General features: G+C 41.6%; 19 protein-coding genes. 14 read left to right on the forward strand and 5 right to left on the reverse strand.

The features are described from left to right. Positions 1-106: 106 nt before the first annotated feature. The 4 genes from DRB05_RS12480 to DRB05_RS12495 all read left to right on the forward strand — a co-directional run bounded on the left by DRB05_RS12480 (position 107) and on the right by DRB05_RS12495 (position 5,093). The gene (locus DRB05_RS12480; protein ID WP_128727237.1) at positions 107-889 is read left to right on the forward strand and encodes a DeoR family transcriptional regulator; all 783 of its coding nucleotides are present in this window, start codon (positions 107-109) and stop codon (positions 887-889) included. Positions 890-901: 12 nt separating this feature from the next. Beyond that, positions 902-2,722, forward strand: a complete 1,821-nt coding sequence (gene glmS / locus DRB05_RS12485) for a glutamine--fructose-6-phosphate transaminase (isomerizing) (RefSeq protein ID WP_128727238.1) — start codon at positions 902-904, stop codon at positions 2,720-2,722. A gap of 419 nt (positions 2,723-3,141) precedes the next feature. Continuing rightward, entirely contained in the window at positions 3,142-3,468 is a 327-nt protein-coding gene (locus tag DRB05_RS12490) for a hypothetical protein (RefSeq protein ID WP_205125733.1), read from the forward strand. A gap of 437 nt (positions 3,469-3,905) precedes the next feature. After that, positions 3,906-5,093 carry a DNA cytosine methyltransferase gene (locus tag DRB05_RS12495; protein ID WP_128727239.1) on the forward strand — a complete coding sequence of 396 codons (1,188 nt, stop codon included), beginning with the start codon at positions 3,906-3,908 and terminating at the stop codon, positions 5,091-5,093. Positions 5,094-5,128: 35 nt separating this feature from the next. On the opposite strand, the gene DRB05_RS12500 is transcribed toward DRB05_RS12495, so the two are convergent. The 3 genes from DRB05_RS12500 to DRB05_RS12510 form a co-directional block, all read right to left on the reverse strand. Next, positions 5,129-7,006, reverse strand: a complete 1,878-nt coding sequence (locus DRB05_RS12500; RefSeq protein ID WP_128727240.1) for a response regulator receiver domain — start codon at positions 7,004-7,006, stop codon at positions 5,129-5,131. After that, positions 7,006-10,092, reverse strand: coding sequence for a sensor histidine kinase (locus DRB05_RS12505; protein WP_128727241.1), 3,087 nt, complete (start codon positions 10,090-10,092; stop codon positions 7,006-7,008). The genes DRB05_RS12500 and DRB05_RS12505 overlap by 1 nt, the downstream gene beginning before the upstream one ends. A 718-nt stretch (positions 10,093-10,810) precedes the next feature. Continuing rightward, positions 10,811-12,436 carry a LytTR family DNA-binding domain-containing protein gene (locus tag DRB05_RS12510; protein WP_128727242.1) on the reverse strand — a complete coding sequence of 542 codons (1,626 nt, stop codon included), beginning with the start codon at positions 12,434-12,436 and terminating at the stop codon, positions 10,811-10,813. Positions 12,437-12,544: 108 nt separating this feature from the next. Here DRB05_RS12510 and DRB05_RS12515 point away from each other — a divergent pair, with 108 nt between their 5' ends. Continuing rightward, positions 12,545-14,209 (forward strand): serine hydrolase domain-containing protein, encoded by a 1,665-nt coding sequence (locus tag DRB05_RS12515; RefSeq protein ID WP_161568688.1) that lies wholly within the window; start codon positions 12,545-12,547, stop codon positions 14,207-14,209. 150 nt (positions 14,210-14,359) lie between these two features. On the opposite strand, the gene DRB05_RS12520 is transcribed toward DRB05_RS12515, so the two are convergent. Further along, a complete protein-coding gene (locus tag DRB05_RS12520) occupies positions 14,360-15,265 on the reverse strand; it encodes a hypothetical protein (protein ID WP_128727244.1) in 906 nt (301 codons plus the stop codon). A 314-nt stretch (positions 15,266-15,579) separates the two neighbouring features. On the opposite strand from DRB05_RS12520, the gene DRB05_RS12525 reads away from it, so the two are divergent. Beyond that, positions 15,580-15,966, forward strand: coding sequence for a hypothetical protein (locus DRB05_RS12525; RefSeq protein WP_128727245.1), 387 nt, complete (start codon positions 15,580-15,582; stop codon positions 15,964-15,966). A 182-nt stretch (positions 15,967-16,148) separates the two neighbouring features. On the opposite strand, the gene DRB05_RS12530 is transcribed toward DRB05_RS12525, so the two are convergent. After that, positions 16,149-17,606, reverse strand: coding sequence for a hypothetical protein (locus DRB05_RS12530; RefSeq protein WP_128727246.1), 1,458 nt, complete (start codon positions 17,604-17,606; stop codon positions 16,149-16,151). Positions 17,607-17,952: 346 nt separating this feature from the next. Between DRB05_RS12530 and DRB05_RS12535 the strand changes: the two genes are divergently transcribed. The 8 genes from DRB05_RS12535 (at position 17,953) to DRB05_RS12570 (ending at position 26,381) form a co-directional block, all read left to right on the forward strand. Continuing rightward, positions 17,953-19,257: a type VI secretion system ImpA family N-terminal domain-containing protein gene (locus tag DRB05_RS12535; protein WP_128727247.1), complete on the forward strand. Its 1,305-nt coding sequence runs from the start codon at positions 17,953-17,955 to the stop codon at positions 19,255-19,257. A 65-nt stretch (positions 19,258-19,322) separates the two neighbouring features. Further along, positions 19,323-19,853, forward strand: a complete 531-nt coding sequence (locus DRB05_RS12540; protein ID WP_045989241.1) for a type VI secretion system tube protein Hcp — start codon at positions 19,323-19,325, stop codon at positions 19,851-19,853. A gap of 11 nt (positions 19,854-19,864) precedes the next feature. Then, on the forward strand, positions 19,865-20,362 hold the full coding sequence (tssB, locus tag DRB05_RS12545) for a type VI secretion system contractile sheath small subunit (RefSeq protein WP_045989242.1): 498 nt from the start codon (positions 19,865-19,867) through the stop codon (positions 20,360-20,362). Beyond that, entirely contained in the window at positions 20,362-21,834 is a 1,473-nt protein-coding gene (gene tssC, locus DRB05_RS12550) for a type VI secretion system contractile sheath large subunit (RefSeq protein WP_128727248.1), read from the forward strand. The genes tssB and tssC overlap by 1 nt, the downstream gene beginning before the upstream one ends. A gap of 108 nt (positions 21,835-21,942) precedes the next feature. After that, complete coding sequence (locus DRB05_RS12555) at positions 21,943-23,220, forward strand: type VI secretion system contractile sheath large subunit (protein WP_128727249.1); 1,278 nt, start codon at positions 21,943-21,945, stop codon at positions 23,218-23,220. After that, positions 23,217-23,660: a type VI secretion system baseplate subunit TssE gene (gene tssE / locus DRB05_RS12560; RefSeq protein WP_128727250.1), complete on the forward strand. Its 444-nt coding sequence runs from the start codon at positions 23,217-23,219 to the stop codon at positions 23,658-23,660. Before DRB05_RS12555 ends, tssE begins: the two co-directional genes overlap by 4 nt. Then, a complete protein-coding gene (locus tag DRB05_RS12565) occupies positions 23,653-25,470 on the forward strand; it encodes a type VI secretion system baseplate subunit TssF (protein ID WP_128727251.1) in 1,818 nt (605 codons plus the stop codon). The genes tssE and DRB05_RS12565 overlap by 8 nt, the downstream gene beginning before the upstream one ends. Beyond that, the gene (locus tag DRB05_RS12570) at positions 25,461-26,381 is read left to right on the forward strand and encodes a type VI secretion system baseplate subunit TssG (RefSeq protein WP_128727252.1); all 921 of its coding nucleotides are present in this window, start codon (positions 25,461-25,463) and stop codon (positions 26,379-26,381) included. The genes DRB05_RS12565 and DRB05_RS12570 overlap by 10 nt, the downstream gene beginning before the upstream one ends. Positions 26,382-26,386 lie beyond the last annotated feature (5 nt).

Below are 26,386 nucleotides of genomic sequence, written 5' to 3' on the forward strand. Positions count from 1 at the left end.
TTAGAATATTTAATCTAGTTAAAATTTGCTCTGCACAAAAATTAGCTTGTCCAAATATAAAAGTTTCGACTATAATCGCCTTAAATTTCGAAACGAAACTTATTTGATGACAAAACGAAATACTCAACAGCGCAGACATACCATCCTTGCATGGGTAAATGAATACGGTGAAGTCAGCGTAGAATCACTCGCGGCTGAGTTTGAAACATCAGAAGTTACGATTCGTAAGGATTTAACGGCATTAGAAAAAAGTGGCTTATTACTGCGCCGCTATGGCGGTGCGATTGCCCTCCCTAAAGAGATCACGGCATCGGGTAAAGACGAGCAAGATTCAGCACGTAAAACAGCCATCGCGAAAGCCGCCGCAGCGCTTATTAAAGATCACAATCGCATTATTATTGATAGTGGCAGAACCACCGAAACCTTAATCCCAGAGCTTGCGCAAAAGCGTGGCTTAGTCGTCATGACGAATGCGATGAATATTGCCAACCGCTTGTTATCGCTTGAAAATGAGCCAACGTTATTGATGACCGGCGGGACGTGGGATCCACATTCTGAATCATTTCAAGGGCAAGTAGCAGAACAAGTACTACAATCCTACGACTTTGATCAGCTTTTTATTGGAGCCGATGGCATTGATGTAGAACGTGGCACAACCACATTCAACGAATTAATTGGGCTGAGCCGTGTGATGGCAAAGTCAGCCCGTGAAGTGATTGTGATGGTCGAATCCGACAAGATTGGCCGTAAAATTCCGAATTTAGAAATACCTTGGGCACAGATCACCACTTTGATCACCGACAACAACTTGGCAGATGATCTTCGCCAAGCGATCAAAGCACGTGGCATACAGCTTATCTGTGCTGAATTACACACAACGTGCAAATAAAATGGAGAGATTATGTGTGGAATTGTAGGCGCTGTTGCTGAGCGTCCAGTAAACAAAATTCTTATCGAAGGCCTAAAACGCCTTGAATACCGTGGTTATGACTCTGCGGGTGTAGCACTTTGCGAAGGCGGCGCACTCAACAGTGTGAAAGCCGTAGGTAAAGTGGTAAACCTAGAATCTGCGCTTGAAAATGCAGAAGTAAAAGGCACGACCGGTATCGCGCATACGCGCTGGGCAACACACGGCGGCGTAACAGAGGCTAACGCGCACCCGCATATTTCTAACAGCGAAATTGCGTTAGTACACAACGGCATTATTGAAAACCATGAAGGTTTGCGCAGTGCACTCAAAGAAGACGGCTATGAGTTTTTATCTGACACTGACACCGAAGTAATGGTGCACCTGATCCATCAACTCAGACAGCAACACACTACATTACTTGCTGCCGTGCAAGCAGCGGTAAAACAGCTTGAAGGTGCATACGGCACGGTATTGTTTGACAAAGCAAACCAAGATGAAATCATCGTGGCACGCTCAGGCAGCCCACTGGTTATCGGCCTTGGCCTTGGTGAAAACTTTATTGCCTCTGATCAACTTGCACTATTACCAGTAACACGCAGCTTTATCTTCCTAGAAGAAGGTGATGTAGCACGCATTACTCGCGAAACGGTAGAAATCTTCGACATTAACGGCAATCCTGTAGAGCGCGAAGTGGTTGAGTCTAACATTACTCAAGATGTGTCGGGCAAAGGCGAATATCGCCACTACATGCTAAAAGAAATCTACGAGCAGCCAATGGCCGTACGTAACACACTTGAAGGCCGTTTAGATAACGATCGCGTCAGTATCGACGCATTTGGCGACAAAGCCAACGAAATTTTTAAAGATGTAAAACACGTACAGATCATCGCGTGTGGTACGTCTTACCACTCAGGCATGGTGGCGCGCTACTGGCTAGAGCAATTTGCAGGCGTAAGCTGTAACGTTGAAATCGCCTCAGAATTTCGCTACCGCGACTCATTCGTTCACGAAAACAGCCTATTGGTAACCATTTCACAATCGGGCGAAACCGCAGACACGCTTGCGGCACTACGTCTTGCCAAAGAGCAAGGCTATATGGCGTCGATGACCATCTGTAACGTACCTGGCTCATCGCTAGTACGTGAGTCAGATCTTGCCTTTATGACCAAAGCCGGCGCTGAAATTGGGGTGGCATCAACCAAAGCATTTACAACTCAATTAGTCGGCTTATTGATGCTAACGGCATCGATCGCGCAGGAAAAAGGCCGTGACCAAAGTGCAATCGTCAACGCCATCAAAACCCTACCAACCAAGCTTGAAGAAACCCTAACGATGGCCGATGGCATTGAGCTACTGGCAGAAGAATTCGCCGACAAACATCACTCATTGTTCCTTGGCCGTGGTTCACAATACCCAATCGCAATGGAAGGTGCACTTAAGCTTAAAGAGATCTCCTACATCCACGCAGAAGCTTATGCGGCAGGCGAGCTAAAACACGGCCCGCTAGCGCTTATCGACGCAGATATGCCTATTATCGTCGTTGCACCAAACAACGAGCTGCTTGAAAAGCTCAAATCAAACGTTGAAGAAGTACGCGCACGCGGCGGTATCATCTATGTATTTGCAGACAAAGACTCAAACTTTGCCTCAGACGACACCATGCGAGTAATGAACGTCAACCACGTAGAAAACATCATCGCCCCAGTGGTTTACACCATCCCACTACAGCTACTTTCATACTATGTAGCCGTGATCAAAGGCACCGATGTTGACCAACCGAGAAACCTCGCAAAGAGTGTAACGGTAGAATAAGAAAAGGCGCGCAAGCGCCTTTTTTGTGGGAGAGTAATAAAGTCTCATACCAAGCAATAAAGTATCATACTGAGTATTAAAGTATCATACTAAAATGAGCAGCGCTCACATAGTTACGCTGCCATTTCCAAATCGTGCCCCAAAATCACTTAGATTAAATACTCTACACAATTCAGAGGCCGTGCCTTTTCCTAACTAAAACTTATCCGATCGCGTTGGTAACTGTTCATTCTGGCCATTAGGCGACATCTTGCAGCCTAACTTACCCTCATGTGCCATAACTTATCGATTATCAGTTGAGTTAATATGAAAACGACAGAGTAAACAAATTCATTTAATTTTCCTAAACAAACTTGTTTACATTAAGTGTTCGTGACGCTATGCTATCAACACGTTAAACAGCAGAGCGAGATTTACTCATGGCAAGAAAAGATCAGACACCGACCGATCCTCTTGAAAAAGTTATGGAAGCAATGGTTACAGGTTTTAAGCATACATCAGAAGCAATTCAGAACCTTCGTGATCAACAGGCAGATTTAGAAAAACGTCAGAAACAACAGGCTAAAGCTGCATACCAAGGAATGACTGGTAGTGGCAAGTCACGATATGTAGCAGAGTTAGTTGAAATTGAAAAAGAGAACGGAGAAAGAGGTGCTCAAGCTAGAGTTGCAGAAACCCTAGAAATAACCCCTGGGCGCGTGACTCAACTTCTAAAATCTGATAAAAACCGAAAAAATGGAAAGTAGGCTTATTCCAGTCAACAAACATTTAAGGCTTCAAGATACTTTTTTCTAATCCAGTTTTGGCACGTTAGAATCCATACTCTAACGTGCTTCTGTCCTGAAACGTGTTTCAGCGGGTGGTAAGGCCGCAGCTGATCAAGACAACCAGTATGATACTTTAATACTCAGTTGTGGCGCGATTGAGACTTGGTAGTAGCAATTAGTATGAATCTTTATTTTTGGTTGCGTATTATTGAGAACGGTACGAACAGGGTTGCTTGGTCGTTTAGTATGAGACTTTATTACTCTCCTACATTTTTTTGTGGGAGAGTAACCTCACGTGATTTATATGTTGGCTTGCGGTGGAGTTATTTTTGATTTAATTTCTTAATTTACTGAGTTTTACAACAGCACTTAGTTCAGTATAATCCAGCACCTTGTCAGTATCAGAAAATAGCCTTATGTCCAAATTAACAGCAATTGACTTATTCGCGGGAGCGGGTGGGTTTTCACTAGCAGCCCATGAGGCGGGTTTTAATTTGCTAGCAGCTGTTGAGTTTGATGATCATGCTGCTAATACATACCAAGAAAATATCGTAAAGCGACTAAAAACGAGCGCGCGAGTTTATGCTCAAGATATTAATCAGCTTGATATCATGTCGTTTATGAGTGAGTTGGGGCTGAGTAGCGGTGAACTTGACTTGCTATTAGGTGGCCCTCCTTGTCAGGGATTTTCGACTCACAGAATAAAAAATAGCGGTGGCAATGATCCAAGAAATAGACTTTTGGTTAAGTACTTTGATTTTGTTGAGCATCTAAGACCAAAAGTGTTTTTGGTCGAAAATGTACCGGGTTTGTTATGGCCTAGACATGAAAAACATCTCAATAAGTTTCTCAAATTAGCTAGAGAGCACCGATATAGAGTTATCTCCGATGGTCCTTTGATTATTAATGCTAGAGATTATGGAGTTCCTCAAAATAGGCGGAGAGCTTTTATTTTAGCTGTTAGGGATGATATTGCGATTGATGGCTTTATGTGGCCGCCGATACCTTCTCATGTAAAGCCAGATTTTGATAAGCCTTTAGCTAAAAATGTGTGGAAAAGTGCGTCGACGGTTTTTGAAAAACCACCAAAAAAAGTGTTGAATAAATTGATTCCAAGAATGCAAAAAGTACTTGATTGGGATAAAGATAAGTCAACGAGAGTCATTGAATCACTAACATTTGGAGCTCCACTGCCTGATGGAGACTGGTGTAACCGCCATATGGTGCATAAACCTTTTATGGTTGAGCGTTTTAAAGATACTGAACTTATGGGTAGTCGAGATGAGCATCCATATACGCTCAAGTGTCATGAAAATGGCTACGCTGGTCATAAAGATGTATACGGTCGAATGTTCTTCCATACACCATCTAATACGATTACAACGGGCTGCCACAATCCTTCAAAAGGGCGTTTCCTTCACCCTTGGGAGAACCATGGCATAACGTTGAGGCACGCTGCTCGTTTACAGACTTTCCCCGACGAGTTTCAATTTATAGGCGGTGTGATGGCTGCTTCTAGACAGATTGGTAATGCTGTACCTGTTTTGCTAGGTAAAGCTTTAATAACACCGATAAAAGAGTCTTTGTTAAGCAGAAAACAATAAGCTGCAAGCGTCACTGTTTTCTACTGGGTTAGTTGTTATTCCGGCTCTGAACCAGAAATATTTAGAGTGGCGAAGTCTACGCCTATCCTTCCTTCATAATGACTTTGAATGTTTTGGAATCTAGCAGCATAAGCTGGCTTTAGCAGAGCTATGGGGTAAATTTTTTTCTTAACTTCCTTGAGCTGTGGACAGTTATTATGAGTCCTATTTCTGTTTATTTTTAGAGATATAAACTCTTTATGATCGCCATTAGTCCAACTTTCGCTGTCATGATCTAAAATCACAACCTTTACCAGATTCGGTAATTTGGAATTTAGGTTGACTACTGAGAAAGCTAAAGCTTCCTTATCTGGGGAGGTAACAAAAATGAAAGATGATAAATGAGCTTCATGTAACGCATCCTGAAAATTATCAATCTTCTTTAATTTGGCTAAAGTTAATTGCCTATGCGGTGCCAAGTCTTTAGTTGCTTGGTCTGTGCATTGCATAGGGACAGTGTTGCAGCTCGGAGTAACACATACATACCATGAATTGTTTTCATCCCTTAGAATACTTCCCGTTGTTATATAGCGGTGAAAGTGTTTTGTAGTAGACAGTTTTTCGTTAAAGGCATGAGCTATTTTATATTTTAGCTCCATCTCTGTTGGCTGATACTTGTTAGTATTAACATACGATAACTCGAGTATCTCATTTTGAAAACTCTTATGCTTCTCTTCGTTATCCTTATTTCTTGCCACGTAATCAGGTGGGCTTAAAGCGGATGAAGTGTTAATGACGCTCTCTATGAGATTTGATTTATATAAAATATGTTCCAGTGCCTCAAAGGCAACATTCCCAAGAAGCTCTCTTGAAATCCTACTTTTGTGATCGTCTGGTGCTTGTAAAATACCCCATAGGAAAGCCATTTGCTCTTCTACACTAATTGAAAGTGACTTTTCCATCGACAAATTAGCTTCTTCTATATGATTTTGCAGCTCAGAAGTTATAACGCGATAAAAACTTGGTTTCCAATTAACTAATGCCTGCTCAATGCAATTCCATACTCCATTTGGCGTTGTTTTATCATCCTTTGAGCATATAGCAATGAAAATATTTCCTGCTTGAAGCCATAATGGTGTTTCACCATGGATATCTAAATTTGAATGAGGAAATTTGTTTTTATTCCAATTCTCTAATGATTTTTCAATGAGTTGCTGTATGTGCTCACCTTTAGGAAGTTCTATTTCTTGCTTTTCACATTGTTCAGTAAAGTTATTTGTGATTGCTTCAATAGTCATTGTACCTAATAAGTATTTATGAATCGTAGGCACATCAAAAAATAGCTTCCACTGATCCCACCACTCGTCACTTTCTAGATCCCAGCTTTCTTTTAGGTTTGGTTGACAAAGAGCTTTTTCAGGTGAATAGGAGCTTCCTCTTAAAGTAGCGGCAATCTCAAGCCATACATTTTCGGTTGGCTCGCCAGTATAAACAACAACAACATTCATATGTGGGCTGGAGCTAAGCTCATGCAGTAACTTTAGAGATGACTCTGCCCTATTTCCATCCGCACTTAGGAAATAATCTAAAATTATTAGATCACTTTTCCTGATTTTGTCATGCTCTAAATTTTCAGTGTTACTTTCAACATCACAAATCAGCTTTTTTTCATGAAAAAACGATACAAACTCACTCGCAACATCACTTCTTTGAATATCACTAGTTAAGTCAAAGAGCTCCTGTAGTTTTTGTTGAACATCGTCAAAGGAAGAATCTGCATACTTTTCTTGGATCTGTTGTATTTTCTCTGAAATATCTTTTTTGTTGTTAATTGCGCTTTGATAAGAGTGATATTCATCATCTATCAATAAAACTGAACGAATTGCATTGTCTCTAAACGCTTCCACTACTTTTGTTTGATATTGTTCTGTCATTATCTGATTTCCATACCACGAAATTGAATTACAAAGTTTGCGCCGTCCTTGATGAGTTTTTCATTTTCATCGACTGCATACCAAATTTTATGATGTGCTACTGCAAGGTTTTGCTGTGAAAGGTAAAGACCAACACCATTACCGCCAGAGCGTCGGCTATAAAACAGCTCAAATAGTCTCTCAATATCATCTTGGTCCACTGCTGGACCAGTGTTTGCGATTACTACTAAGTCATTGGCTATATCTATTTTTATTTCTCGGTGGTCAGAGAGTCCAACCCAATAAATTGCGTTGTTTAAGATGTTGATGAAAACCGGGATAATTCGAGATTTAACATCAACGACATTCATTCGCTTAAAGCGATCGCTAATTATCAGATCGATATGTTGCTTTTCAAACCGATCTCTAAAAAAGACTTCGATATTTTTTACAATTTCTGAGCCGCTAATATCGTCTCTAGGTTGGTACCCAGATAGTTTTAATGGTGATAAGAACCTAAGATATTCAGTAAATTGTTTATGTGCTCTTAGCGCATTTTGGAAGCCGATTTGTTGTTTGGCATCCGAGCTCATAGAGTTAAGAGAGCGAGTGACAAGCTGGTCTTGAGCACTTAATTCATGCGCGATTACTTCAAAGCTGATACCAAGTTGTGCAAGGCTGCGGATTTGGTTTACTTCTCGCTCGGCCTTTGCATGTTCCTCTTCTGCAATGATGAATGCAGAGTCAAGATCAATGCCGTTTTCTAGCTTTTCCAAAGCACGTAAAAAGGCATCGTATTTATAAGCAAAGTCATCCGCTAGGGTTACAGCTATTTTGTCTAAGGCATTTAAAGTTTGTGTAACATCTGAGTCATTTGTAACGTTATCTAATAGCTCAAGCGATTGAGATTCAAATAGTTTTTTATCCTCACGAGCCTGCTGTCTCCAAAACTCAAACAGGCGCTCAAATGTTTTCTCGATGTTGTTGGTATATTTTGAAAGTTGCTTATTTAGTGTGGTTTCACAGCTCTTATACTTCTTTTCAGCACTTTCTATTGGCGAAATGAATTTGCCTTTAGCTTCAAGTTCATTTAAACGTGTTTTACAGGTACTAAGTAGCTCACTCAGCTCGGCAAACATATCCCTGTATGTTCTATATCTATCTTCAAGGTCATCGTCAATTTTTGCAGGTTTATTGGGGACGTTAATATCAGCTCTTAACTGTTCAGCTTGCTCTATTTTTTTTACCAACTCATCTAAATGGCTCAACGTGACCGATACACCAGAGTCTAAATCAGAATGCAGTTCTTTTATTTCTTTAAGCTTGGAATTTAAAACAGGCTCATTTTTAGAAAGGGTTGTAATAAACGTTTTTTTATTAATTTTTGCCGAAGCTTTCTGTGCTTTTTTTTGTTTTTTCTTATTCTTTGATAACTGAGCTAACATTTCTTGGCGGTTGTCTGACTTTGCACCAAAGAAGCTATCTGCAAGTATATTAAGCAAGTTTCTTACTAATGACTTAAATTCTATAGCCGTTTGGTTCCTGATAAACCCTTCTCTACCTGCTTTATCTCTCAATTTTCCATTGTTTGTTTGATTCAAAGATATTAGGCCAAAAAGTCTCCGGCTCGAAAAAAAGTACCGTCCTGCGCTTAAAGATCTTCTTTCTTCAATTTCAAAAAAGTCATTATCAATTCTACCATAAGGGAGAACTCTTAAATTATCCCTAAAAATCATCAGGCCAGAGTATTTTTTTGCTTGTTCTGTTATAAAATCAAATTCATCTTTATTGTGAGTAGACTTCGCTGGTTCAGCTTCAAAAGCACCAAGTTGGATTTTAAACTCACCTGTGCTAGTGAACTCATTCATTCCAGAGCTACGACACGAAAATCTTATATTTTTAAAATCGACACCAAAAGCTGTAACACTACCTCTAAACCAACCTTTTTCATCGATAACACCTTCAACCTTATGTTCTAACTTTTGAAACTCGTGATATCGAAAGTTGTCATGGTAATCTAGAATTGTTTTGTCTCGGTTGGTTATCCAAAATTCTTTATCAAATTGTTTGATTTCATAATTAAAATTCAGTTCTTTCTCATTTTGAGAGTCATCTTCTTTTGAGATTTCGGCAGTTTCCGTACGATTAAGTGTAGCCTGTTCGTTTTCTTCGTTTAAATATGGGTTGACGAAAGCGCGCAAAGTATCAACGAGGTTTTCCTCAATAGCTCTGTATTCATCGGCATTTCGATCCAAGTCACCTCGATTAGTCAACACTTCTAAGTCACGATTTAAATCAAGTAAAAATAGAGCTGTACCATGCGTTTCACCGTCGAGTTCACTCACGTTTTTTAATAATGTTTTCCACTGTCTTAGGTAGTATTGGTTGAAACGGAATGACTCACAGAAGGTTTGGATTTTGTCTTCAGTTGACTGGAATTGGTCATGCTTATCAACTGCTTTTTGGGCATTAAATGCCTTAAACTCATCCTTAGAAAATTTTTCCCATGCTTTTCGGAGTAATAGTGCCTCAGTGTCATCTGTTTTGGGTTCTACAGCTAAGTTATTGAGCATATCTTTTTGCAACTCTTTACAAAGGGCTGGGAGATCTTCAAGTCGCTCAAACTCACTCATAGGCACTTTTACATCGTTTAAACTTAAATACATATTCTCAAACAAGCGCCAATCAATCAGTGCTGCTGAATAACGAGAATTTATTTTCTTGGTAACGATTAATGTGACTGGTGCAAGGAAAGCGGTTGAAAGGCGGCCGATTCCTTTTTCACCTTGCGTAAAGCGCTCATTTAAGCCAAATCGATCTGCTTCTGGGAGTAATGATTTTTTGGTTTTAGACTCGGTGCCGATGGTTATCCAGCTGTCACTGAGCTGATCAAATGTCATACCGCAACCATCGTCGATAATGGCCCCACATTTTATATCGTCATCATAAAGGTGAAGGGCTACGTTCCGTGCGTAGGCGTCATATGAGTTCTTCCATAGCTCGCTTATCGCAGTTGGAGCATCGGCGATTTGACCTTTGCCTAAGTGGTCGATTGTTCTAGCCCGAGCTTTAAAAGAAACAGACTGTATTGAAGGTATTGAATTCATAACAAATGCTTACGTCCGTGATTTGTATAATGATTCTATAAATATTTAGTATGAGAATCTAGCATATTTAACTTTATTTTAACGGTGTCTCACGCTAAATTGGCAGTGCTTCTACTCAGGCGAGTAAATTTGACACTCTGCATTCGCAATTAGGGCTTTATTAAAGGGCTATGCACACGACTGATAAGCACATAAACAACGCTGACGCCCACTGTTATTTGCTTACCATAGTTATGACAGTTTCGACTTAGGGTTGCACAAAATTGTTCATTATTGGTATCAAAAGCGCTTCTAAAATAAGGTAGCTGTTTACGTATTTCTCTCAACACTAAAACTAGTACATCGCTCACGGCAAGGGGCCTGTGATTTGTATAGCTTGGCTAAAGGCTTTATTTGGTTAAGCCAGGGGTGTTATAAAAGGGGTTATAAAGACACCCATAATTATTTGTCATCAAAGCTGCACCATCCAAACACCAACCTAATACGATTTGCATTGGCTTAATCGAAAAACGAAAATGATTTCTGTCCAGAAGTGAGTTACAACGAGTATGAGACTTTAATACTCAGTTGTAGCTTGATTCGGACTTGATAGTAGCAATTAGTATAAAACTTTATTCATCTCCTACATTTTTTTGTGACTTAGATGAAGCTATATTCCTAAGTCACACACTAATTGCAACGGCTTTTTTGCCTAATAGTGTCTAATTTGGATAGCCGTCTAACCTAATGCGTCGCGAACTTTGGGCATGATCCTGCGACTAACTGGGACTTCGTCACCAGTCGATAAATGTAAAATGCCGGTTCCTGATGCGCTTCTGGATAATGATGTTATGAACTGAGAATTCACTATGTACGAGCGATGAACCCGTAAAAAAGTGGCAGGAAGTGTACTTTCGAGTTCAGACAAGCTGTTGTGGTGCAATACACTTCCCCTATTATTTATAACCAGCTCAACATAATCTCTTGCCCCCTTACAAAAACAAATTTCTTCGCAAGATATAAAGTCTGTTTTTCCAGCATGGCTGATTTTTATTTTAGTTGGTTGTTCCCGTTCTTTCTGTTCGTCCAATATGCGCTGTAATCGATCTGCCCGATTTTGCTCAAACCGCTTTTTTTCCTGCTCTTTCTTATAATCAATAGCATGTTGAGCAAAAAAGAAGACGAAAAGCAAAGCGATGCAATAGTAGTAATAAATATCTAAAAACTGGTTTGGGCTACTAGCAGTCAATAGAACAAACGCAAACAGTGCAACGCTATGTGGCAGCGCGTTGCGGGCTTTCTTTATCGCAGCATACCCGGTAATTAATGTGCCTATTCCCATAGGCAGCAGTACTGATACAAGCGTTTTTGATTCAAAATGATCCAGTAACAAGACAAATATGAGGGTTGTTACACAAGCAACGGTTAAGGCTGTTTTTCTCCTTTTTGTTAAAAAGCGTTTACATACATAACTCAATAAAAAGAATGAAACTATTAAGCTTGAGCAAAGAATAGTTAGCATCCTGATCCCATTGTATGGATAACTATAATCAAACAATCCGCGTGATACTTCAGCAATTAATTGGATAACTGCGAAAAGCGATGCAATAGGGATGAATAGATTTTGCTTGGTGTTATTACTTTGCAAGGCTAATACAGATGAATAGATAAAACCGATAATTAAAATACCAAGCGGGATAAACACGGGTAGGTAGTGGTTTGTAAGGTAGTCCTTGGGTGTTTGATAATCGGTGATAAGCAACCTTTGTATAGGCGGATCAATCTGTAATAGCCTGTTATGTGAAGATAACTCGATGACTAAAGTATTGTCTTGTTTTATAAGGAGGTTGTCGGGTAAATAGAAGCTTTTATCTATGCGGCCGGCAACTTCATTTTTTGCTTCCTCAGCTGGCGAGCCATTGCGGCCGATCTTTACTCCATTAAGATAAACCGTCGTAGATGCTTCGGCTGACAAAACCAGTCCAAGAGGGCGCTCCCTAGGTTGCCCTGCGTTTGCCACATCGAAATGAACTTGTATCCAAACTAATGATTGCTTTGGGTTGACCTGATTGATTGACACCGACCTACAGTTTTCGACTTTTGTCAGCCTTCCCTGTGTATTTTTAGATACATCCCGACAAACAGATACTGATGAGATATGAACGGGAGAGGTTGAGGTGGCGTTTACCATTATTGAATAAAAGAGACTTATCAGCACACAAAAGCGTAAAACGTGGCCAGCACAAATTGAAGCATGTCTGGAAAAAAGACAGGTGACACCCTGAAAAAACCCTACCGTTAGCATAAAAAAACCGACCGTTAGCATAAAAAAGCGAGCAAAAAGGAATTTCGTAGATATATTCAAACGCACATTCTATATAACTTTCAGACACATGACAGCACAACCACTGCGGTCTGCACATTTATTAAGAGGAAAAGCAGTTTTATGAAGCTTTTAAGGTGTTTATTTTTATTGTTTGCTTTGTTTTCAGTTGCGGCATCAGCAAAGCAACCTGTTAATTTCGCGAACGTGGACTTCGAAGCATTACTCAAGCAGCACAATTTGCCCGGGCTAAGTGTTGCGGTAGTGGAGAATTACGAAGTGGCATTTATTGGTTCGTATGGGAAAAAGGAATATGGTGCTGAAGCGGACATAAATCAGCATACCGCTTTTGGCGCAGCTTCTATTTCTAAAGTGATAACTGCCATTATTGCAACTCAATTATCGGAACAAAACAGACTGAATTTAGATGTGCCTGTAAACAATTATCTGCGGAGGTGGAAACTCCCTGAAAACAAATATACAACCGAACAACCCGTTACGTTACGCCACTTGCTCAGTCATAGCGGTGGGGTGAATCAGAGCGGATATTCTGCTTATTTTACGGGAGATGATATACCTACTCTGGTTGAAAGTTTAAACGGTAAAAAATTAAAGAAACCTGCGGACCCTATTACTGTTCAATCCCCTCCTGGAAGCCGCTTTAGCTATAGCGGAGGCGGTTTTGTTATTGCGCAGATGGTTATTGAGGATGTGGTAGGGCAACCCATAGCTCAGATAGCGCAGGATATGATTTTTGAGCCAATTGGAATGACCAATAGCACCTTGCAGCAATACGGTAGTCCAAATTTCCCAAAGAATGTCGCAAAAGCGCACAATTTTGACGGTACACTTGCCGGTGGGACAGGGCTTCCTATCTATCCGCAAGTGGCTGCTGCGGGGATGTGGACGACTCCGACAGATATGGCAAAACTGATAATTGATTTTCAACGTGCGTTACGGCACGAGTCTGGAACAGTAATTTCATCAAAAGTTGCAAGAGAAACAACTAAAATTCAGACACTAAAAAAGGCCGGTGGATGGGGATTGGGTTGGATGAGGTATATGGCTGACGGAAACCTCGAGTGGTTTTCTCATTCAGGCTACGGATCGGGGTTTGGCGGACAAGTGATGGCGACGATGGAGGGAGGGCAAGCAATTATCATTTTTGGCAACGGAGCACACAAAAGCCGTATCCCTGTTATTGAATCCGTAATTAGCTCCATAATTAGTGAGCGCAACTGGGGACGAGAAATCAATGGCGCTAAAATTGCGTCAAATAAATCTCAGCATTCGGATATGGTGGGGCATTATTACAATATCAATAGAGGCTTTTTTTCGCCGTTTAATGAAACAGTAACCGTCTTTGTAAAAAATGGAAGGTTACTTTTAGATAACTCATTTGGTACTAGAATGCCATACGAGCTCTTACCAACAGAGAATGGCCGTTATCGAATAGATCAGTTTGTTAGTGCCGAGATTGGCTTATACAAAGGCAATATCGCATTTTTTCACAAAGATGCTGACCAACCTGCAACTGCGCTCACACGTATTACCAAGGACATCCAACCTCCTTTTTTGCATGCTAGGAACGGCGGATATAAAGTAGGCTTAAATGCATATAAAAGCTGGGTCGCAGCATACCCGAATACGCTATTAACGCGAGCAGCGACGTTTGAAAGGCTTGCTACCCATGCCCGAGACGAAGGGCGAAAACAAGAAGCGATAACGTTTTATCAGTTAGGTTTACACTTCAACCCTGATAACGAGACTTTCCAAGCAGGGTTGAGCGAACTGAAAGTGAAAAAACAACACTGATTTATATGGACGCGCTGCTGCTGTCAAGTAATACTCATCCAACAAGGTTGTTTTAACAGCCTTGTTACTTACACATGTTACTTACACAGACACCCACTGTTATTTATTCGCTTCTATTAAACTAATGGTGAGTTCTCACTCACCTATTGATTATTTCTCATAAGCATTCAGCTCAGCCACATATCGGTGGTAGCCGTTTTCTTCTAGTGCTTCGATTATATCGGCAACGGGAAATACAGCGCCGCGGGCTATTAATGCGGTAATAGTGTCTGCATGTGCTTGTTCAAACTCCCCTTCACAGACTAAGAAGTTCCAATCGATCGCGCTAAGGAGTTCTGGGGTGGGAATATAGTCTTTAGCGATCTCTGGTAAGGCTAATAAAAGCGCTGGATTACATTGTAAAAAAGCACCAAACAGGCTGCGATAATCGGTGTGCCAAGATGACCAATTAGTGTCGTTGTTGAAGCATGTGTTGAGGTTGGCACCGCGCTCAAGAAGAGTTTGGATCACTGCTATGTATTGGGTTTCTTCAGGGTTATGTTGAAGGCAACACAGCACAGTTGCGCAAGTAGCACTGAGTGCTTGTTGTGAAAAGTCAGGGAATTGTGAAATCAGCAGAGTAAACAACTTAAATTCAGTATCGTGTTCGCCTGCAAAGGTTGTGGCTAATAAGGCGTTGTGATCTAGCTGAACGCCAGACTCTATAAATGCAGCGATTAATGGTAGAGAATAGTCGTTGGCTAAACGCCAAATATGTTCGCTGTTTTCAATGACGAGGCTGCCATCACGCGGAAATTGATTTAGCAGCGTAAATACTTTGCCTAGTTTGCCACCGTTAGGCTGTTCATCTAACTCTGGTGCATCCTGTATGTTTATAAAGTTTAGATAAATATCACTATCGGTTATTACCCCTTCGGCTCTTAGGCGTATTATCATTTCATGGTGTTCTTCAAAATTGTCGCAACCAAACCAATGACTCGCATGATGGTCTTTTAAGTACTCAAAATTACCTTGCGCAAAGTAAGTTTGTATATCAGCGATACCCCTAATGGTCATAAATGTTTCCTTTTAATTTGTACGACACGGTTATTATCGCTTAGCAAGTCATTTGTATTCAATGATTTAGCTTGTCTTATTGTTCACTAAATATTGCTCACATGATTTTTTGGTAGAGAAGATAGAGAGCATATTGAAACGATTTTATCCTCAACGAGGGGCATATAAATTCAAGTTTTAAACTTATTGTGTATACATGTTAAAAATTATTTTAACTTGTTTTGTTTTATTTAAAATTGTTATGTGCTAGTTTTGCAATGCCTTAAATTTCAAGGGCTTTTCAATTTAATAAATGTATAAAGGACTAATATACAATGAAAGTATTAAACAAAGTTTTGGGTGCGACAGTTTTAGCGCTAGGTGTATCTGCTGGTTCGGCTTCTGCTGCTGAAGTAAAAATCACAGAAGTAGATTATGGTAGCGTGGTCATCCAAACTGCTGAAGTTGTGTTAAACCACAGCCAAGCAGGCACTTTCTCTATGAATGTGAGCGAAAACCATTTAACTGTAAATGCTCAAGACTCTAATGGACGTAAGTTCCGCTGTGTAATGAATGGTGCTGTAAGCTACAGCGATCCTACTATTCTTGAAAGAGTAACGAACATCGCAGCGACAATCTCTGAAGGCGACAGAGTACAATTTGAGGTGCAAAAAAATGTAATACCTCAAGTTTGTCATGTTAAAAAAATGCTAAGCTTCTAAGCTTTGCTATTTGCAATGGAAAGTGTGCGCACCTTCCATTGCTTTAGGTACTCAGCTGCAATTCAATTGCCGTGAGCAAACACAACATCTAAATAGCAACAGCCGTTAAGCCCCATATTGGAATTAGCATATGTTCTAGTTGCTTACCTCTTTCTTGTTCAAACTTCAGGATTGATATTTCCTTATTCTGCAGGGACAATCTCCCAATCAGTGACATCAAGGTGCGTTTCAGTTGCTTTGCACAGGGCCGACCAAATCGTCACAAAATGCACTTTTTGAATATCGCTGCCACTGTGCATGATGCTGTTAGAAATTGCTTCTGTGCTTGGGGGCGCATAAAGTCTGGGATGTGAGTCTTTATACTTCTTATAGGCCCAACTATTTTGACCAAAGGTATCTTTTAACTGTTGCTTACGTCGAGTGATTTGGTCATTTTTGTCTTGTATTTCTTGATACGTTTGTTCAGCCTCAGGCCGTTTGACTATGGTGGTCTTTAAAATCAAGTTAGGTAAAGACACATTGGCTTGTGTGGCCATTTGTGTAAAGCCGTCTTGCATCTCTCTGAGGCGTTTGTTCCCTGTCGCTACCCTTTGTGAGCGTATTGTGCTTGGCCAAACGTTATCTAGCCTTAGCTTTGCCATGGTGGAGTTGCTGTGTACACCAAAATATTCGTCAGGCAGTCCTAGCATGTGTCCAAACTCATGAGTCATCACGATATATTTATGCGGTACGGTGCGATCAACATTATGGGGTGTGCGAATAACAATAAGTACACCCCCATCTTGGCCGGAAACTGTGTGGTTACGAGTGCGAGTTTTTAAGAAGGCTACCGCGTCTTTGGCCCATTGCTGTGATGTGTCGGCAACAATAGCAAAGTTGTCGCCGACAATGCGCTGGTTAATGTAATTAGCGACAGAGTTTGCTCGGCGTGATTCTAAATTGTACGTAAAGGTGCTGTCATTTTTACCTTTGAGACCAATAATATAAGCTTTAATACCAAGTACATCGGGCGTTCTGCGTGCTCTTACAATCGTTAAAAAACGGTCTAAGTAGCTCTTCATGTCGCTGGTTAGAATACGTTGATCCGATGAAAAAGTAATATAGTCGCCATCGCCCGCAGGTAGCAACCCCCTCAATCCTGAGCGCAGCAAACCCTCTTTGTAATTGAAGATCCGCTCTTGGTTTTTGGTGATGTCAATTTCATTGGCAAAATTGTTGACATCGCAGACATGTGGAACCACGCCATGATTGATGCCGCCGCTAGACTTATACCGCGCAAGCTTTTTTACTTCTACGACATAACGACAGTACGCTGAGTTGTTCACCTCTGCAATGACAAAGTTAATGTCCATCACAAATTCTTCCCAGTTCTGCTTGGTACAGCGGATCTTATAATTGTTTTTCCACTTTTCTAAAATTACGCGTCTTGCATTACGTTTAAACTCATTTTTTTCATGCATTGACCACGAGAGTTGATCTTCGGTGTTGTCGATAAATCGATAAAAGATTTTAACAATTACGGTGATTTTCTTTTTGTGTGGTTCTACTTTGAGATCAAACTTGCCGATTTTTGTGGCAGGCACAAAGTCTTTAACAACTAAGTTGCCTCTAATGCCATCCCTGATGAAATTGTCTTTCATTTAAACCTCTTTGTATGACGCCAACTTGGCGCAACTATAGTGGAATGTAAAAGTTGAATCAAAGTTAAAAAACTATAATTAAAGTGTTTTTTAATTTTTTTGAAAAATGGCCAAAACTCTGACTAAATTCATTTTTTGTCCATAGTTTCTTGATATTTTCTCGTTATTTAGGGCTGTTCACTTTGGTGCTTGTAGCAAAAATAACGGTTTTTCCTGTGTGGATTAACGGTTTTTTGATCTAACCCTATAATTTAACAAGGTATTAATATCTTGACTTTGGATCATTCTGCTCCACAATGGAATGAAGAATAAATAATAATGCGTATAGGGTTTAAATTAGCCGCCTATGTTACTTTTTTCTCCAAATGCTGAGCTTGATGCCGGTATATTCCTTAAAGAAGAGCGAACAAAGTTTCGGGAACTACGTAATTTACTCAATATTGCGCAATCTAGCCTACGTAAGCTGCTAGAAACACCATCGTCAGCGCAAGACCAAGAACTTCAGCGCCAAAACGCCGAGGATTGGTATCAACTGCAACAGTCGACTGGTGATACGTTAAAAAATGACTCACGAGATATTGAAGTCTTTGTGTGGTGGTTATCCTCGCTAGCATACAAAAAAGAAGATCTATCCTTATTTAATGCAGGGTTAGACGACTTTTTGTTTGCGCTAAAACAGCTCGGTGAGTCAATTCATCCTAAACTACCTGAAAAAAAAGTAGCGAAACTTGATGACGCTGAAGCTGCGCAAAAACACTGTGATAATCAAACCAAACCGCTTGAGCAATTGACGGGCGATAGCCCAAGTTCAGGGCTGTTAAATGTGCCACTAATGCGCTATCCGTTTATTGATGACTACACCTTCAGTGATTATGTTTCGGCTCAGAAAGACGGTAGTCTCGAAGCCAAAAAAGCTGAGTTTTCCGCGGTTTTACAATCCAGAAAAACAGAGCTGGTCTCACGCTTTGATATCTTGAGTGAGATTGAAAACAAGCTTAAAGAGATTGATTTATTCGTTAACGGATACCGCAATAAGCACGGACTTGCATTGCTCGGTTTTCGTTTTGTTCGCGATGCGATAAAGCAAATTAAGCTGATGTACCAGCACTTCTTTCCCGATGTTGTAAAACAACAAGAAGCAACTGAAGTTTTGGTACAGAAGGAAGAGAATCAAGTGGTTGTTGAAGCAAGTAAAGAGCCCGCGCCACAACCACAAGCCACGGTAAGTGCAGCTGTCGCAGAAGCGACCATCACCCAGCCTGTGATTGCCAAAGCGGCGTATACCCGTGAGCATGCACTGGAAGACTTAAATAAAATTGCGGTTTTCTTTAAGAAGACGGAGCCGCATAGCCCCATTCCCTATTTGCTCGCCAGAGCCATACGTTGGGGCAACATGTCATTCTCCGATTTGATGGGAGAATTGATTGCAAAAGATTCACCTGCGCTTGCCGAGATAAGCAAGTTAACAGGCGTTGACAATGACTTAGGCGAGTTGTTGTCGGAAGAGAGTGTAGCAGTATCTAGTCCGAACCCCGCGGTTGTAGAAACGGTAGTGCCTGAAGTTGCGCAACCGATTCAAACAGACGCAGAGCCAGTACCAGAAGTTAAGCCTGTAACCAAAGATAGTTCCTCGTCAGGGCCACTCTGGTAATTAATAAAGATTAAATTTATGCCTACACTTTGTAGGGAAAAATAACATAGCTATGGAGAATACAAATGGCGTCAATTTTCATGAGAATCGACGGCAATGACAGCATCAAAGGGGCTGCAACAGTTGCCGATTTAAACAGCAAAAAAGGTTGGTTTGCGGTAGATAGCCTATCTTGGGGCGCTATGCGTGGCGTTTCTGTAGATATTGGTAATGCAAACAACCAAGATAACGGTATGGTAGCACTTGGCGAGATCAGTATCTCAAAGAGCTATGACGGTGCAACACCGTACCTACTTACCTATTTATTCCAGCCAGGTGCAGACGGTAAAACCGTTGAGCTAGTAATGACTAAGCCATCTCGTGATGGTAAAGGAATTGTACCTTACTACGTTATTTCTCTAGAAGAAGCACGTATGGCGAACTTTAGTATCTCTGGCAGTGATGGTGGTCAGCCATCTGAGTCATTCTCGCTTACTTATACTAAAATTGAGCAAATCTTCTTCGTTGAGGATGAGGGCGGTAAGCTAGAGAAAGCAGCATCTGTTAAATATGATGCAACGACTAACCAGCTTACTTCTGCTGCAGATCTTAAGTAAGGTAAATCACTATGGCACTTAATTCGCAACATAAGCGCGTTAGTAAAAACCGCGTAAGTATTACCTACGATGTTGAAACTAATGGCGCAACTGAGAAAAAAGAGCTGCCGTTTGTATCAGCGGTACTCGGTAATTTCTCTGGAGACAGAGAAGACCCAAAAGAAGTTGAAGATCGTGAATTTATTCAAGTAGATCAAGACAACTTTGATGACGTACTGGGCCGTATCCAACCTTCATTGACATTAAAAGTCGACAATGTGATTGAAGCTGATGACAGTCAGTTTGAAGTTAATTTAGACTTTGACTCAATGAAAGACTTTGAGCCCGATGCGTTGGTTCAACGTATTGAGCCTTTGAAAAAGCTACTTGAAACGCGTAATCAGCTGAATGAATTGCTGAGCAAAGCAGATCGCTCTCGTGACTTTGAAAAGTTACTAAAAGACATTCTACAAAGCGCAGACTCTTTGAGCGCGCTGTCTGATGAACTTGGCGTTAAAGGAGAGGAATAATGTCTGAAGAATTACAGCAAGATGGTGGTGCAGCTGGTGAAAGCGGTTCGTTTTTAGACCGTGCAATCAGTGCGACAAGTCAAACTGCGCCAGACAGAACCAAAGAGCTACTTACTTCTTTAACCAAAGAAGCGATGTCAGGCACAGTGACTTGGGATAAAAACTTAACAGATACCATCGCGAATGCGGTGGCTGAAATTGATAAGAAAATGTCCCAACAGCTTTCAGCAATTATGCAACAAGATAGCTTTCAAGAGTTAGAAGGTTCGTGGTTAGGTTTGCAAAAACTTATCCGCAACAGTGCACTGGGTACATCTCAAAAGGTGAAGTTACTCAATATCACAAAAGATGAGTTACTTGAGCAGTTTGAAGACGCACCGGCAGTCGACCGCAGTCCGCTATTCAATACGCTATATCAGCATGAATATGGCACTGCAGGCGGTGAACCTTACGGCCTAATTTTAGGTGATTACGAGTTTTCTCAAAAAGATGAAGACGTTGCGCTTTTGCGTTACATGGGTGAAGTGGCTGCAGCCAGTCATGCACCATTTATCGCAGCAGCAGCGCCTGAAATGTTCGAATTAAGTAGCTTCTCAACATTTAGTGAAGGAAAGCCAATCGCGCCGGCATTTGACTCGCCAAGCTATGCGTCTTGGAACTCATTTAGAGAAAGCGATGATGCACGTTATGTGGCATTAACTATGCCTCGCACGATGGCGCGTTTACCGTACGGTGGTAAAGGCAAAAAAATCAAATCATTTGAGTTTGAAGAGCTAGCGACAGATACCGCAGGCAATCCAAAACCAGCGAGCAATGACGAGATCGTTTGGTCTAATGCTGCGTATGAAATGGCGCTGAAAATGAACCAAGCTTTTGAAGCATACGGTTGGTGTACTGCGATCCGTGGTATGGACAATGGCGGTAAAGTAGAAGCTTTGCCTAACCTAACTTATCTAACTGATTCTGGTGATATCACGCAGCAGTGTCCGACTGAAGTTAACTTAACGGATGAGCGCGAGAAAGAACTGAGTGATTTAGGTTTCCTTCCGTTAGTTCACTATAAGAACACCGATTATGCCGTGTTCTTAGGCGGACAAACAACGCAAAAACCTAAAGAGTATACCGATCCGGATGCGACAGCGAATGCTGCAATCTCAGCGCGTTTGCCGTATATCATGGCGAGTAGTCGCATTGCGCATTATCTCAAAGTAATGGGTCGTGACAATATTGGTTCTAATATGGAAGCGGCTGATATCCAGAAGGAAATGAGTGAGTGGATTGCAATGTACACAAACTCAGGTGCGATGGGTAATGCAGAGCGTGCAAAAACCCCACTTGCTGAAGCACAAATCTCAGTGATTGAGCAACCAGGCCGTCCTGGTGCTTACTCGGCAGTTGCGCATTTACGTCCTTGGCTACAAATGGAAGAACTAACAACTTCTGTGCGTATGGTTGCAAGCCTACCGGGCTAAGTTTACAACGCCTAATTCAAGCGTTAAAAACACTCAGTGAAGCGAGGTATGCGATACCTCGTTTCACTTCTGCGTATTAACCGACTGATCGCTGGAACACTATTCCTCATGTCTAGGACTGAACACCATTCAAACAATGTTGCGCTGGTAAAGCACCTAATTGCTGATATTGACCGTTTGATCAGTGAGCAGTTGTCTTTGGTTATGGCCCATCGCAAATTTACGGCATTAGAGGCGCGCTGGCGGGCATTACATGAATTAGTTAATTTACCGGTCAACTATAAAACCGTCCGAGTAAAAATCTTAAATATTGCTTGGTCAGAAATTTCCCAAGATCTCAATATTTCTCCATCAGTCAAACAGGCTAAATTATACAACCTCATTGCGAATCGAGAGTTCAATACGATGGGGGGAGAGCCTTATGGATTGGTTGTGATAGATCACAACATTAGCCTTGATATCGATTATGCCAATGAATTTGACGATATTTACACGTTAGAGTTACTTGCTGAATTGGGAGAGAAAAGCCTCTGTCCTATCGTCTTGGATGCTGATGAAGCTTTCCTCGGGGCGATAGGAGAGTCTTTTTTATGTGATACCGCGAAGATCAAGCGGGTGTTGGCGGCGCACGATTTTGAGAGCTGGCATCGCTTGCGGGCTAAAGACAATAGTCACTTTATTGGTCTCGTTTTCAATAAAATAGGTTATCGCCGTATTTACCGATTTCATCCTGCGGGGTTTGTGTTCGACGAAGAAGCCGATGACAATTTTCGCTGGGGAAACACAGCCACAACCTTTTTGAAAAACGTGATGATTGAGTTCAATCGCGTGCGCTGGTTTGGCTTTTTGAAATCTCGCAAGCTAGACGGCTCTGGTGGCAGTGCTATTAGCTACTATGGCGCAAAGAAAGATGACCTGCCGGTGGTTTTTAAAACTCGTATCTCAGCGAGTAATGCTGCCTTTATTTCTCAGCTTGGTTTGATCCCTATTTTTCATAACCCTTTAAATGAAAGATACTTTTTTCAATCGAATAGCTCAATCAAAGTGGAAAATGACACCGAAAATCGCTACCTGCTCCAAACCACATTGATGGTCAGCCGAATAGCACATTATCTCAAAGTACAACTTAGGGAGATGATTGGTTCGTCAATGGAAGCGCATGATTGTGAAAATAGGCTTACCCATTGGCTTGAACAATACTGCTCGAACTCAATTGTTTCTGATGAAATGACGCTAGCGAAAATGCCACTCAAATCTGCGAAAGTCAGCGTTGTTGAAGAGCCCGGCGAATTTAAACGTTATGGCTGTCATGTTGACCTTGTGCCGCAATATCAATTCGACAGAGTGGCAAGTACAGTAAGTTTATCAACGGCGGTGGAACGATGAGCTTTTTTAGTGCGTTTTACATGGATAGAGAAGACGTATCGGTCGATCAAGGTAACGAAGTGGTGCAGTCCATCCACCACAATATTGGCCTTATTTTAAAAACCGAAGCGGCATTTTTACACGACAATGAGAGTGAGCTGGTGAACCAATCGAGTATCTGCTTTGGCCTCGAAGATATCGCGCTATTTAGTCGGCTCAATAGCGGTGAGCAAATAGCGATGCGGATCAAAAATAAAATTAGCCAATTTGAGCCAAGGTTACACAGTGTTGAGGTCAATTATTTAGCGCAAGATGAAGAAAAGCATATCACTAATACGATGCGTTTCGAGGTTTCCGCGATGTTGTCGTTTGAGGGAAAAGAAGAGTTATTGCAGTTTGATACGGACATCGACTTAACCCGCCTCACTGTGTTGATAGAAAACGAGAGCCAATATGATTAGCCGCATGTTAAAGCACTTTGAAGATGAATTAGCGAGCATTCGTTATGGCCTTGAGGGGTTCCGTAAGCGTTTTCGTAGAGAAGCTGAGCATATTAACCTCAATGACAAGGGGCAAGAAGACCCGAACGTAACCCGCCTCATCGACAGTTTCGCATGGGTGGCAGCGAAAAATGCGATGGAAATAGATGCCCTACGTACACGTCATGTGGAAGAGTTTGCTGATATTGTCTCCCCAAATTTATTCAAATCACTGCCTATGGTGGTGCAAGCGCATTTTCAACCTAATGCGGATGACTTTAATAAGCCTGTGTTTTTGGATAAACAGGTAGAGGTTGAGCTTGATGTCATTAATAAAGGCGATGACAACACAACCGTGAAGTTGTGTAATTCTCTGCCCGTCACCTTTACGCCGATGACCGTTTCTCGTTTTAAGTTGGAGCAAACGCCGTTTCAACATGCTATCCCTGAAAACTTTGATAGCAAAGAGGCACCTTATTGTCTGCGCGTCGAACTATCACCGCTAAGTGGTGATGTTGATGTTCAGCAGGCGCTGACGCAACCAATCCAGCTGCATTTTAGTAATGAGTCGATAGGCCGAAACGTTGCCGACATTATCAACCAAGCGGTGAAGAAAGTGGCTATTAGCGTGGCGGATGATGAGTTTGCCTATGATATCGGTGAACACAATTTTCACCCTTTGCTCGCGGATAATGATTTTCTTATCTCACCAATCAAAAGCAATGAAATTCCGGTTTATTTTAAGCTCAAAGAGTATTTCTCAATCCCTGCTAAACGGCAGTTTTTCATCTTGAAAAACCCTCATAAGATAAATGTCGCGCATGGCAAAAGTGTTTACATCGACTTTTATTTAAATGAGTTGGGCGCAGTGTTACTTGAAGAGAAAAACCTCTCGGTCAAAATAAATAAGACACTCTTTAGTAACTTATTTCATCAATCTTCGGAACCGGTGAGAGTCAACTATCAAGAGCTATCGTATCCTGTTATTGCAGACGCCAGTCAGCGTCATATTCAGATTTATTCAATCGATAAGGTTTACGTCGTAACTTCGGCCGGTCAAAAGGAAATTCCACCTGTGGTCGGCACGCAAACTGTTGATTTTCAATCGCAACTATATTGGTCACAGAGCAACAAGTTAGGCCATATTGAAGCAGCAGATAAGGCCACTTCTTTGGATGAGGTGAAGCACTTGGTGTTGCCAATCAATAAGGCGACCAAGGCTTACCCCAATGGGTTCACCGCATTTGCAGAGATCAGCTGTTACGATGCGCAGTTAGCCAACAAAATCCATGTTGGTAATCAAATCGTAGTAAATACAGAAGAAGCGCTAGCTGGGGAGTTTGAAGTCGGTGGCGTGACGATTCAACCCAGTAGCATGGTGACGGACGAGAAAAATTATTGGAGTTTGCTCAAGCTGATGTCCTTTAATTTATCTCAGCTGTTACAGGCACAAGACGCGAAGGCTACCTTGATTGGCTTCTTAAAATTGTTTGTTAATGCTAATGCCACACATCAAGAGCTCAATTCAATTTATGATGTTACGGCAAAAAAAATGAATGCCCCGTTTTTGGTTGAAAATCGCATGATCTTTGTCCCGGGGATGTCGCTGACATTGACGTTAGATAACTCAGAGTTAAACGCGGATTTTTCGTTGTTTGCTGAGCTACTCAATGACTTTTTAGCGGCGCAAACACCATTTGATCGCTGCAGTCAGCTAACCGTGGAGTACACCAGTTACAACTGGCCAGCAAAGCGCTTTGAAGCACAGTTAGGAGCGCGCGTATGCAGTTAACGAAACGCTTATTTAGCAAAGTATCGTCGGTACTTCATTTTACGCGCTTACTGAGAGTCGCTGGGGCAAAAAAAATCAGCTTTAAACAGCACTTGTTTTCAGACACGTATGGTAAGCGAAAAATCGACTACCAAGAACTGGCTGATCAGCACTTTGTGGTCGATAGCAATGAGGCAACGTTATTTGGTGAGCGAGGCGGGTTACCTCATTTCATCCTGGATTGGTTGAAAGAGGCTTACTTACGTAATAATCGCGCGTACCTCAGGTTTTTGGCCATTTTCGACAACACTTTTGTTCATCAATCTTTAGAACTCAAAGCATTTGCATCTAAGGTGTTTCGTGCCGAGGCCACGACAACAGAGCAGCAACAGCGTCAATTATTGCAAAGTTACTTCAGCTCGCTAACCGAAAACTACGAAACACTATCGATGATCCCGGCGACTTTGATTACGAGGGCTGAGCATTACTCTTTGAGTAATCTTCAGCGCTTGCTTAAGCATTATTTCCCCCATCCTATTCGGTTAGCGATGAGTGACATCGAGGTGAAAGAAATTCCCCCAGCCGCAAGAAGTCGTTTAAGCGCTTGTCAGCTTGGTAGAGGGGCTGTGCTGGGTAAACAATTTGCCCAGTTAGGTAGAACCTTAACGGTAACGGTTAGCTTTGATGATGCGATGGTTTTTTCAAAGTTAGAGAAGCAGGAAGCAGAACAGGTGGCGTTGTTAAGTGCCATCAAGTCACTTTGCTGCCACTACGTCAATCACGAGGTGGCGGTGGAAGTTGAAGCTGAATACATCGGAACAGTACCTTCTACTTTGGTACTCACGAATAATTATAAGGGCATTGTGCTTGGGGTAAACGCCAACTTAGCAAGGCGCAATGACGACCAGAAACGAACGGTAAGGGCTCTGTAGAGTTA

The sequence above is a fragment of the Pseudoalteromonas sp. A757 genome (assembly GCF_004103285.1).
Taxonomy (GTDB): Bacteria; Pseudomonadota; Gammaproteobacteria; order Enterobacterales; family Alteromonadaceae; genus Pseudoalteromonas; species Pseudoalteromonas galatheae.